General features: G+C 51.4%; 12 protein-coding genes. 6 read left to right on the forward strand and 6 right to left on the reverse strand.

Annotated elements, in window-relative coordinates; all coding sequences use genetic code 11:
• Nucleotides 1-108 precede the first annotated feature (108 nt).
• Complete coding sequence (gene cysK / locus GK091_RS14705) at nt 109-1,017, forward strand: cysteine synthase A (RefSeq protein WP_164039588.1); 909 nt, start codon at nt 109-111, stop codon at nt 1,015-1,017.
• Nucleotides 1,018-1,130: 113 nt separating this feature from the next.
• Nucleotides 1,131-2,000 (forward strand): YitT family protein, encoded by an 870-nt coding sequence (locus tag GK091_RS14710; protein WP_164039593.1) that lies wholly within the window; start codon nt 1,131-1,133, stop codon nt 1,998-2,000.
• A 52-nt stretch (nt 2,001-2,052) separates the two neighbouring features.
• Here GK091_RS14710 and GK091_RS14715 read toward each other — a convergent pair whose 3' ends face one another.
• From GK091_RS14715 to GK091_RS14730, 4 genes are all read right to left on the reverse strand, one after another.
• Complete coding sequence (locus tag GK091_RS14715; protein ID WP_212592962.1) at nt 2,053-2,178, reverse strand: NmrA family NAD(P)-binding protein; 126 nt, start codon at nt 2,176-2,178, stop codon at nt 2,053-2,055.
• A gap of 30 nt (nt 2,179-2,208) precedes the next feature.
• On the reverse strand, nt 2,209-2,802 hold the full coding sequence (locus GK091_RS14720; protein WP_164039596.1) for a TetR/AcrR family transcriptional regulator: 594 nt from the start codon (nt 2,800-2,802) through the stop codon (nt 2,209-2,211).
• A 204-nt stretch (nt 2,803-3,006) separates the two neighbouring features.
• Nucleotides 3,007-3,771, reverse strand: a complete 765-nt coding sequence (locus tag GK091_RS14725; protein WP_164040817.1) for an SAM-dependent methyltransferase — start codon at nt 3,769-3,771, stop codon at nt 3,007-3,009.
• Between the two features lie 72 nt (nt 3,772-3,843).
• Nucleotides 3,844-4,311, reverse strand: coding sequence for a redoxin domain-containing protein (locus GK091_RS14730; protein WP_164039599.1), 468 nt, complete (start codon nt 4,309-4,311; stop codon nt 3,844-3,846).
• A gap of 208 nt (nt 4,312-4,519) precedes the next feature.
• Between GK091_RS14730 and GK091_RS14735 the strand changes: the two genes are divergently transcribed.
• Complete coding sequence (locus GK091_RS14735; protein WP_164039602.1) at nt 4,520-5,440, forward strand: ROK family protein; 921 nt, start codon at nt 4,520-4,522, stop codon at nt 5,438-5,440.
• A 65-nt stretch (nt 5,441-5,505) separates the two neighbouring features.
• Here the strand turns inward: GK091_RS14735 and GK091_RS14740 are convergent, their stop codons facing one another.
• Both GK091_RS14740 and GK091_RS14745 read right to left on the reverse strand, forming a co-directional pair.
• Nucleotides 5,506-8,163, reverse strand: a complete 2,658-nt coding sequence (locus GK091_RS14740) for a TonB-dependent receptor domain-containing protein (RefSeq protein ID WP_164039607.1) — start codon at nt 8,161-8,163, stop codon at nt 5,506-5,508.
• 148 nt (nt 8,164-8,311) lie between these two features.
• Nucleotides 8,312-9,055 (reverse strand): SOS response-associated peptidase, encoded by a 744-nt coding sequence (locus GK091_RS14745; protein WP_164039610.1) that lies wholly within the window; start codon nt 9,053-9,055, stop codon nt 8,312-8,314.
• Nucleotides 9,056-9,319: 264 nt separating this feature from the next.
• Here GK091_RS14745 and GK091_RS14750 point away from each other — a divergent pair, with 264 nt between their 5' ends.
• The 3 genes from GK091_RS14750 to GK091_RS14760 all read left to right on the forward strand — a co-directional run bounded on the left by GK091_RS14750 (nt 9,320) and on the right by GK091_RS14760 (nt 11,468).
• Nucleotides 9,320-9,958 (forward strand): pyridoxamine 5'-phosphate oxidase family protein, encoded by a 639-nt coding sequence (locus GK091_RS14750; protein WP_164039613.1) that lies wholly within the window; start codon nt 9,320-9,322, stop codon nt 9,956-9,958.
• A gap of 29 nt (nt 9,959-9,987) precedes the next feature.
• Nucleotides 9,988-10,488 carry a DUF4385 domain-containing protein gene (locus tag GK091_RS14755; protein WP_164039617.1) on the forward strand — a complete coding sequence of 167 codons (501 nt, stop codon included), beginning with the start codon at nt 9,988-9,990 and terminating at the stop codon, nt 10,486-10,488.
• Nucleotides 10,489-10,586: 98 nt separating this feature from the next.
• Nucleotides 10,587-11,468, forward strand: a complete 882-nt coding sequence (locus GK091_RS14760; RefSeq protein WP_164039619.1) for a bifunctional 5,10-methylenetetrahydrofolate dehydrogenase/5,10-methenyltetrahydrofolate cyclohydrolase — start codon at nt 10,587-10,589, stop codon at nt 11,466-11,468.
• Nucleotides 11,469-11,487 lie beyond the last annotated feature (19 nt).

Consider the following 11,487-nt stretch of genomic DNA (forward strand, 5'->3'; position numbering starts at 1 on the left):
CAGTTAGTAACTAAGTGGGTAATTGAGGGGAGTGACCGCACTTTTTGCCTTAGTTGCCCATTTTCTTTAGTCTTCTGATACCACTCACTTGCTTAGCGAAAAGAACCCATGAGAGCAAACTCCATCTTAGACACGATCGGCCAGACACCCCACGTACGGCTCAACAAACTTTTTCCGGGCTACGAGGTCTGGATGAAGTTAGAGCGGGCTAATCCCGGTGCAAGCATCAAAGATCGCATTGCACTGGCGATGATCGAAGACGCCGAAGCCAAGGGAATACTGACGTCGGACAGTACGATCGTTGAACCGACATCCGGCAATACGGGGATCGGGCTGGCGATGGTTGCAGCCGTGAAAGGCTATAAGCTGATTCTGGTTATGCCCGAATCCATGAGCGTTGAGCGACGCAAGATTATGGCGGCATACGGCGCCGAGTTTGACCTAACACCCCGCGAGCTGGGCATGAAAGGAGCCATTGCGCGCGCTCATGAATTAGTCGATGCAACACCGGATGCATGGATGCCCCAACAATTCGAGAATCCGGCCAATATCGCTATTCACAAACGAACAACCGCTCAAGAAATTCTGGCTGACTTTCCTGACGGGTTCGACGCCCTGATCACCGGCGTTGGCACAGGCGGCCACATTACGGGCGTTGCCGAAGTGTTGAAAGAAACATTCCCAAACCTGAAGGTCTACGCAGTTGAGCCGGAAGCATCACCCGTGATCAGCGGGGGCGCACCGGGTCCTCACCCCATCCAAGGCATTGGTGCCGGTTTCATTCCCGCCAATTTACACGTCGACGCCATTGACGGTAGCATTCAGGTCAGCCGCGAAGATGCGTTCGCCTGGGCGCAGCGGGTGGCTAAAGAAGAGGGCATTTTTGTTGGTATCTCGTCGGGAGCTTCACTGGCGGCCATCGCTCAAAAATTGCCCGATCTGGCTCCAGGAAGTAAAATCCTTACATTCTGTTACGATACGGGTGAACGATATTTGTCGATTGAGGGGTTGTATTGAGAGCGTTGTGCTTACTTGCAGTTAGCGACAATGAAGCGTAAACGGGAACTTTCTGAATCATTTAAGGACCCATTTGCGCGAACCACCTCCATTACTCCATTCACCGTGACACTATGATTCAACACTCTTCCACCTATCGCGTTATTAGAGATACAATTTTTATTACAGCCGGGGTTCTTAGTGCCGGTATGGGCATTAAAGGATTTCTGGTTTCGAGCCATTTCATCGACGGCGGAGTCACTGGTGTTTCGATGCTGCTGGCTTCGCTGTTCAATATTCCCCTTCCGATCTGGCTGCTTGTCATAAACCTGCCTTTTATTGCATTAGGTTACCGACAATTCGGCCGGCAGTTTGCCTTCAAAAGTACGCTTGGCATTGCCGGACTCTCGCTTAGCCTGGCGCTCATTCCTTACCCGGACGTTACGCCCGATTTGTTGCTAACTTCCGTTTTTGGTGGTTTTTTTATTGGTGCTGGTATCGGTCTGGCGATGCGTGGGGGCGCAGTACTGGATGGCACTGAGATTGCGGCTCTCCTCATCAGCCGAACGAGTCACGTGTTTAAGGTAAGCGATGTCATCCTGGTCCTCAATGTACTGATTTTCAGTGCAGCCGCTTTCTTTCTGGGTGTTAGTCCGGCGCTTTATTCCATGATCACCTATTTCGCGGCTTCAAAAACGATTGATTTCATTATCCACGGTATTGAGGAGTATACCGCCGTTCTGATTATTTCCAAACACCATGTGGCTATTCGTGACCAGATCATCGAGCGGGGTTGGGGCGTCACTGTCCTGAAAGGCGAGGAAGGCTACGGAAAGCATGGCAGCCACCACGACATAGAATCGGTTCTATACGTGGTACTTACCCGCCTTGAACTGAGCCGGTTACGCAATATGATTACGCTGACCGATCCGAATGCCTTTGTTATTCAGCACACCGTCGATGATGTAGCCGGGGGCAAAGTTAAAAGTCTGCCGTTGCACTAGATTGACCCAATCGACGCCATAGACACTGCCTATTAGCGGGCGGCAAACTGCTCTATTGTCGTTTCCGGTTTCTAAAGCCAGGACGGGCAATGATCCGTATCGAGAAACCCGCCCTGATGAATTCATGCGTAACTGGTTGACCAAGCATACCCGTCGCTCCAATAATGGCAATACGCATAGGGTGTAAGGTGAAGCTGAAGACTGGTCATTAACGCAATCCGCGAACAAACCGGCGCATGGCTTCCCGGTAAATCTGCTCTGACTTGTCAAGTGGTTGTTGATCTTTCAAAAACATGGACAGAACAATCATGCCGTGCGAGATAGACCACCACTCGAAATACAGTCGCTGGATGCTTTCTTTTGCTTTGGGAATGAAGGAGAAGATAATTTCACAAACCGTGTCACTTACTTCCTTCATAGCGTCCGACTGGCCAACGGGAAGCGTGCAGTAAGCCCCATCCAGATTGTACATAACCTGATAAATTTCAGGCTGCTGTTGGGCAAATTCCCATTGAATGAGCGAGATCTCGTAGAGTCGCTTTTCGGGGTCACGGTATAATTTCAGGATGCGTTCATACTCCTGGTGCAGGAACCTGAATCCTTCGTTCCGGATCTCGTTCAGTAGAACGTCTTTACTGTCGAAATATTCGTAAACGATGGGGGCACTATACTCAATGGCGTCAGCGATCTTACGGATCGAAACCGCCTGCCAGCCTTCACGACGGGCAATGGTTTTTGCAGTTCCCAAAATCCCGGAGCGGGTATTTTCGCGGGAACGTGGCTTGCGCTCGATTGTTTCCATAGGTGATCAGCCCTTAGTTAACAGTGTTAAACGGACTGAAAACTACGTATTTATACGTTTACAAGCTAAAAGTAAGCTACAATTTCTCGAAAAAGTTAAATATTCTCTTTAACAAATAAAAAAAAGCGTTTATTTATCCACCTGAAAGGAAATGAAATCCCTGGGCAGTAATTTTCGGTAGAGCCAACACCAAATGAGTCGTTATCAGACTCGTTCGGCTAGTAGCCATACGCCTTCATCACCAAGCGAGTAAGGCTCTCCTTCCACCGTACCGTAACAGGCCACCACGCGGAATCCAGCCTCGACGAACAGATGGCAAAGCTCAGCCAGTGTGTATACAAAATGTTGCGCCATCCGGGTTTGGGTTTCCCCCGCCCGCACATACGTCAGATACGAATCGATTCGGCTTTCGAGTGGATCGTACTGGTTTTCGACCAGAAAAAGAATGGGCGGTTCTGCCTCGCCGACGGGTTGCCAGTTACGTTCTTGATAATCGGGCAGTATTGATTCGGCGATCATTTCGGAATGCGCCAGAAACCGTCCGCCGGGCGTCAGTACATTCGCAATTCGGGTCAGCAAAGCCAGCATGTCGTGTCTGGGAAAAAAACTAAAGCTATTTCCCAAACAATAGGCGGCATCAAACGGCGTAGCATGGGCCAGCTCTGCGATCGGCATAGTCAGAAAATCGGCTTGTACCGCTTCCAGCGACAGTTTCTGCGCGTTGGCGACCCGATTAAGCTCGTCGATATATTCTGCTGAAATGTCCACGCCCGTGACGTGGGCACCCATCCGGGCCAGCGGCAGCGCGTGACGTCCGTATCCGCAAAATATATCCAGCACCCGGTCGTCCGGGCCAAACTCCAGCGTTTCAACGAGCAATTCGAGATCAAGCTGTGTTTGTTCCTCGGTCTGGGCCGCTTTCCAGGCATCCTGCGGTAATCCGTAAAAAAAGTTATGATACCAGGCCATATTTCTATCAATGGCCTGTGAATGCACGATGTTGCACTCACAGGCCATCAGTTAGTGCTGTTTATCGATCGATTAGTTCAGCGAAGCAAGTGTCTCCCGAACAGCCGCAAAATCAGGCACATCGCCCGCGCTTTCGAGCACTTCAGCATACTGGATAATGCCATCGCCATCAATGACAAAGGCAGACCGTTTGCTGACGCCCTTCAGATTCATAACAAACGTTTCGTAATAGGTGTCGTACGCCTGTGACGCTTCTTTGTTAAAATCAGACAGCAGATCAAACGGAAGCGCCTGTTCTTCTTTGAACTTAGCTAACGTAAACGGTGAGTCAACCGAAATGGCGACAATGTCAGCATTCAGACCCATGTAGGTGGCAATGTTATCGCGCATTTCGCACAGCTCAACGGTACAGGTGCTGGTAAAAGCCATTGGAAAAAACAGGACAACGACATTCTTGCCGTGAAAGCTCGACAGCGATATTTCGTTCCGTTCTGTGTTGAAAAGCGTGAAATCAGGCGCTTTTTGTCCGGGGGTAAGCATAATAGATTTTTGATTTTGGATTTATGGGTGTTGCTTTGGTGCTAAATCCGTTTGGGTGGCGAAATTCCGAAAAAGAAAGGGAAAACAAGCACTATTTCGTGTTATCTAATCCATTCTTCATGTTGAGCCTCCCGATGCATTGTAGTTTTGCTTATCGCTACAGCTTGACGATACGCGCTTTTCGTTAATCAGAAATCATACATTTTAAATGCAGAACTACTGGGGTATTGACCTGGGCGGCACCAAAATCGAAGGAGTTATCTTGAGCGCCCCCTCGCCCGACGCCGTTATTATCCGCAAACGCATCGATACGGAAGCCCACAGAGGGTATGACCACATCATGGGTCAGATCATTCGGCTCATCGATATGCTCAAAGCCGAAACGGGGTTGTCTCCGGAGCGCATTGGTTTCGGTACGCCCGGCACCTTTGATCCGGCCCGGCAGACCATGAAAAATTGCAACACGACCGTGTTGAATGGTCGTCCCATGAAGCAGGATCTGGCTCGTCTGCTCGGCGTTCCGGTCGCGGTAGCCAACGATGCCAATTGCTTTGCCCTGGCCGAGTCGACAATGGGTATTGTTCCGGATGTGGTTCCTAATTTCCAGACGGTATTCGGGGTGATCATGGGCACGGGCGTTGGCGGAGGAGTCGTGATTAAGGGTCGCGACGGCGTTCCTTTCGTTTTGAATGGATTACAGGGTATCGGGGGCGAATGGGGACATAACATCCTGGAAGAGAACGGTCATCCGTGTTATTGCGGCAAACGGGGTTGCAATGAGCAGGTCATTTCAGGTCCGGCTCTGCAACGGTATTATCAGCAAATCAGTGGCGAAGAGCGGACCATGAAGGAGATTATGGAGCGCTATACAGAGGGCAATGACCTGTTCGCCAGTCAGACCGTCAATCGCCTGCTCGAATACTTCGGACGAGCCGTTTCCGTCATCATCAACATCCTCGATCCGGATGCAATCGTGCTCGGGGGCGGGGTTGGCAACGTCGATCTGCTTTATACCGAAGGCGTTGAACGGGCAAAAAAATATGTGTTCAACTCCAGGGAGATAAACACACAGTTCTTGAAACCAAAGCTGGGTGACAGCGCCGGAGTTTTTGGGGCGGCCCTGTTATAGACACCGTGGTAAATGGATGAGTTGGTTGCTTAACTGATTTACCCATTTACCGCGGTGCATTTACATTATCTCGGACGACGTCCGCCACCGGCTGCGGGCGTGGCTGGCTGCTGCTGACCACCGTTATCACCGCCCCCTTCACCACCTTTCACGTCATCGTTGTTGACTGATTTCTTCTGCCGTTGTGGCTGATCGAAGCTGAGCTTACCGAACTTGTAGCTGAAGTTTACGCGGACACCGGCATTATACAGGCTCGTAAGGCTGTTCTGCGTGAAGATAGGCGACGCTGATTCCGAACGAACAGTGAACGGATGGCTGAAGAAGTTCTCACCCGCAATGCCAAAGCTACCCCGTTTATTTTTGAGGTCTTTCTTTACGCCCAGGCTGTAGAACGCAAACCCGCCCTGCGTACCCTGTAACTGCACCTGTTTTCCCCGAATGAAGCCGAAGCCCTGAACACCCCAGCCATTTTTGATGGTCAGGTTCGTGAAGAAACGACCCGTGACCACCCAGCCCGAGTTCGTCGCGTTGTAGATGAACGTCGAACTGTTGTTGGTCAGGTAAGCGTAGTACACGTCGAATCCACCACCGATCTGCCATTTCGAAAACAGCGTTGCGTTACCGAACACGTTGGCTCCGTACGCCGACTCTTTACCGATGTTCAGGTACGTTGTCCGGATCACCTGCGATAACGCCGGATTCGTGACCTGACCAACACTGGTTGTCACGGTATCGCGCACATTCGTGATCGAGTTGTTCGTCTGGCGGGCAAACAGGGCAACGTTCAGGTAAACGCTTTTGATATAGGCACTGCTGCTCAACTCAAAATTGTCAGTTAGCTCAGGCGACAGTAATGGGTTACCCTGCGTGATGTTGGTCGGGTTCGATGTGTTGACGTTCGGATTCAGAAATTGAATACCGGGCCGTTGCAGACGACGGTTGTAGGCGATCTTCACCGTTTTACCACCTTTCAGCGCCTTCGATATGTTAAGGCTCGGCACCAGGTTGTTATAATTGGGAATACCCAGATCCTGACCGGCCTGTCCACCCTGTTCGCCGGGTTGGTTCTGGCTGTAGTTAGCATTGATGGTTGTGTGCTCCAGACGGGTTCCGGCCTTGATCGTGTATTTGTTCTTGGTCGTGATCGTGTAGGATACGTACCCTGCGCCAATGCTCTGATCGTAATTCAGCGTGTTGGGTGATCGCGTCGGATCCGTTACCAAACCACCTGTTCCGACTGAATAGTTGTAGCTGAAAGCACTCTCAACCTGCCGGTAGATGCCCTTACCGCCGAACTCGATCATCTGATTTTTACCGATAGGCGTCTGGTAATCAGCCTGAATGGTCGATTCCTGATTGTAGCTATTGTTCAGGTTCTGCTGCCGCGACACAATGGTCGAGAAATCAGCCGAGCTCAGGATATCAGCGGTGAAATCGTTGTTTCGGTTATTGCGGCTATACTGCGCGGAAATGCTTAGCTCCTGCTGTGGCTTGGCGTACGTACGTGTATAATCGACGTTCGCATCTACCGTACCTGACAGATCTTTGGTCAGGACGTTCCGGTTACTGACCGTAGGAAAATAAGCCGTTGGCGAGGTGGTCCGCGTCAGGAAATTATCCTGATTCTGGTAGTTGTTCCGGGCACCGTACCGTAAACTGGCGGTTATTGAGCTATTCTTGCTGATATCATAATCCCAGCCAAGCGTATATTGGCCGAAGATACCATGATTACGCGTGTCGGCGGTTTGCTCGGTTGTCGTCGTACCCCGGCTGCCGAACGTCTGCTGCGTGTTGGCGAACTTACCGATTACGTTGTAGTTCGCGCGACCGAAACCGCTCAGGCTAAAGCCCATCTTACCCGTGCGTAAGTTCCCGTTCAGGCCCAGGTTCGTACCCCGGTTACCAACCCCCGAATCGAGGTTAAGCGTGAACCCCTGCAAGGTCGTTTTCTTGGTGATAATGTTGATGATCCCCGCCGATCCTTCTGCATCGTATTTTGCCGAAGGCGATGTGATGACTTCCACACTTTTGATCATGTCAGCCGGAATCTGTTTCAGAGCATCGGCTACGCTGCTGGCGACGATCGTTGACGGTTTGTTGTTGATCAGCACCCGCACGTTGCTGCTTCCCCGCAGGCTCACGTTCCCGTCCAGATCCACCGACAGCAGCGGCACTTTACGCATCACATCCGTAGCGTCACCCCCTTTAGCGGTAATATCTTTTTCGGCGTTGTAGACGAGCCGATCCACTTTTTCTTCTACCAGTGAAGCCTGACCAACAACTTCCACCTCTTTCAGCGTGCGCACATCGGCCCCGAGCTTGACCGTTCCCAGATCGACATCGCCTTTACGGTTGAGCTTAACGCTGGACACCGTTTTATTGCGGTAACCAACGAAAGAAATCAGCAGTTGAAAGTCGCCCTGCGGCAGTTTGGTAAGCGTAAACCGTCCTTTTTCATCGGCTACGGTTCCGTCGACGGGTTTGTTGGTTTTCGTATCGATCAACGCGATACTGGCAAATTCAACAGGCTTACTGGTCGTCGAATCAACAACAGTACCCGTCAGTTTGGCATTGCCACGGGGCGTATCGTCACTGGATGTACCAGGAATTGCAGCGGGACGCTGTCCTCCCCCACCCGGAATCGACGGGAACTGTGCATGAGCCGCATTTGTCGCAGCCAGTACAGCAGTAGCCATCAAAAAAGTACGTAATGTGTGTTTCATAGTCAGGTTATACCAATAGAACAGGATAATAGATCCGGAATTTGTCCCGGAAAAAGACAATTTAATGCGCAAAAAAACGAGTAATAAAGCAGTTCATCCCCTAATACTACACAAGCGGACCGCAATGGGGACGAGCGGGACGGATTACTTAGGTAAATAATGCAGGTTGATTTTTCAACTCTGTATACTCCGATGGGGCAAGCACTTCGGGCACATCACTCGGCTCCGTTCGGGAGGTAATCCGTTTGCTGATGCTGTAGCTGTGCATCTCTCTGGCCGGGTACGGTTCTGCCAGCAACGCCAGCGCCTTTGCTTCGCTCAGATCGTCATGTAGCCAGGTCTGTTCCTGGGCCGGTGTCAGCACGCAGGGCATCCGCTTTTTTGTGTTATGAATAGCCGCCAGCAATGGATTGGCCTCGGTAGTCAGCAGTGTGTAGGTCTGCACCAGCTCGCCGGTTTCGGGATCGGGCCATTCGTCCCATAAACCCGCAATCGATGCTATCGTCTGATCTTTCGTGCTGATATAAAATGGAAATTTCTTACTGCCCATCGTATGCCATTCATAGAAGCCCGTAACCGGAATCAGACACCGCTTACCAGACTGGGCAGCCGCCCGGAAGGATGGCTTTTCGTAGATCGTTTCGGAACGGGCATTGATCGTTTTCGCACGGATATCATCGGCATTATCGCGGCTTTTGGTCCAGCGCGGAATCAGCCCCCACTGGATCATCTGAATGCGTTCTGGCTCCTGTCTTGTTATGATCGGCCAGGTCGGAAACTGGTACGCATTGGCGTGATAGACCGGCTGAAAATCAGCAGAATCAGGCAAAGCAGCCTTGTAGCGGGCTTCGAGTTCGGCGGCCTTGACGGCCAGAGATTTATGGAAACACATTGAGCTGTATAGTAAACGATCGGGCGACCTGTCGATCTAGATATGTAACTAGCGAATGCGCGATCCGGTTCTATAGTTGGCGGGGTTTTCAGCGAACGGTTCAGCGTCGTTCATCCGGCTCTTTTACTGGCTAGCAGGCCCCAGATCAATGCTTCCAGACGGCTTACGTTTACCTCGTTGGTTGCTTACCAGGCCGAAAGCGCACAACATGAACAAAAAAGGTATCCGTCCGTTATTCCTTCGATTGTGATTTATGACTGTTTTATGCCCGATACAGAGCAACTGACTACTACTACCCCGAACGTTCAAACGGACGCTCCATCGCTACCGAATCTCGAACAGGAAAGTTGGCAACAACTCGCGTCAGCAGCCGATAGCGAAGCAGACCCTTTCAAAACATTAGTAGTTGCTACCTGCACCAATACCGGGGCCGGAGCCAGAATGGTTGTGCTGCGACAGGTGGATGTTATTCGCAAATACCTTTGGTTTCACACCGATGCCCGGTCGGAGAAAGTCATACAGCTCGAAGCCTTCCCGACCGCTACGCTCCTGTTCTGGGACGACAAGCAACAGCGGCAATTGCGGCTGGTTGTCGAGACTAGATTGCACACGGACGACTACGTAGCGGATGACCAATGGCATACCCTTGGACTGGGAAGCCGGAAGATTTATTTGTCAGAAAGAAAGCCGGGCAGTGAGCAGCCCGCTCCGTATCAAGGTTTTCCGGAACAGCTGGGCGAAAACCTGCCTACGAAAGAAGAAAGTGAAGCAGGGCGTAAAAACTTTGCGGTCATTGAATGCCGGACGTTGTCAATGGAGTACCTACACCTGAGTCGAAAAGGACAAACGCGGGCTCTGTTTCAGTACGAACCGGAATCCAAACAGGTGTGGCTGGCCCCTTAACGCCCCTTTATCATTGTTGCCCGCGACGTATGCCAGCGAACGATCGATCCTTCAATTACGACCTTGACTACAGGCATCTGAACCTGCGTGAGCAGCCTGAACTCTATCGCGTGGGCAAGGGAGAGATGGGTGTTCTGCTCGTGCAGCCCTATAAATCGGAAATTCTCCCCTACTGGCGCTTTAAAACACCAGACATTGCCCGCGAATCATCGGAGAAGATTTTTCAGTTGTTCCAGGATTACAAGGAAAAAGGCGATTTCATCGGTATGGATATGGCCCGGAAGTTTCTCCAGATGGGCTATACCCGATCCAGGCGATATGCGAACCACCGCACCGGTCAAAAGTACGACGGCCCCGTACCCGATGATCAGAAAGGTCGCTCGGGGGCACACGGTCGTGAACAACTCCCCCGCGAAGAAGACCCGATAAAAGCGGAATCCGCCCGAATCTTCTACGCGAAATACCTGGAAGCGAGAGAAGATTCGGATTACAAAAAGCTGAAAAAGGCCTGGCAGGAACAGTACGGGTAATCTTTGTGTAGCTTTGTGCCTTCTTTACAGACTCCGTGTTCGCTCAGCACATCGAACACAAGAGTCGCCAAGCAAGCACAACGATCACCAGGACATCTATGCAACTCCTTGACGGTAAATTCCTTTCGGCACAAATCAAACAGGAAATCGCGGCTGAGGTCGCACAAATTCGCGAGCAGGGCGGCAAAATTCCGCACCTTGTCGCTATTCTTGTCGGCAATAAAGGGGCTTCCGAAACCTACGTAGCCTCTAAAATGAAAAACTGCGAAGAAGTGGGGATGCACTCCACCCTGATTCGCTTCGATCCGTCGGTTTCAGAGGCCGAACTGCTCGACAAAGTCCGCGAGGTCAATAACAATCCCGACATGGATGGTCTGATCGTTCAGCTCCCATTACCTGATCATATCTCCGCCGACCGGGTAATGGAAACGATCGATCCCGCCAAAGACGTTGACGGTTTCCATCCGATCAACATCGGCCGCATGGCTAAAGGCTTACCCGCCTACATTTCGGCCACCCCGCAGGGCGTACTCGAAATGATCAAGCGGTATGATATCAAAACCGCAGGTAAGCACTGCGTCGTAGTTGGTCGTAGTCAGATCGTTGGACTACCTATGTCGATCCTGATGCAGCGTAACACCTACCCCGGTAACTGCACCGTCACGCTCACCCACAGCCGCACGCAAAACCTCGCGGAGATCTGCCGTACCGCCGATATTCTGGTGGCGGCTCTGGGTAAACCGGAATTCGTCACGGCAGATATGGTTAAAGAAGGAGCCATTGTGATCGATGTAGGTCTGGAACGGGTACCCGATGCCAGCAAAAAAAGTGGTTTTGCCCTCAAAGGCGATGTCAAGTTCGACGAAGTGGCACCCAAAACGAGTTTCATTACGCCCGTTCCCGGTGGTGTCGGCCTGATGACGATCTGCTCACTGATGCAAAACACGCTGAAAGCCGCACGCAAGGAAATCTATCCGTAGGCAATAAGCATAGTGCCTT

Origin of the sequence: Spirosoma agri, assembly GCF_010747415.1 — a bacterium.
Lineage (GTDB): Bacteria > Bacteroidota > Bacteroidia > Cytophagales > Spirosomataceae > Spirosoma > Spirosoma agri.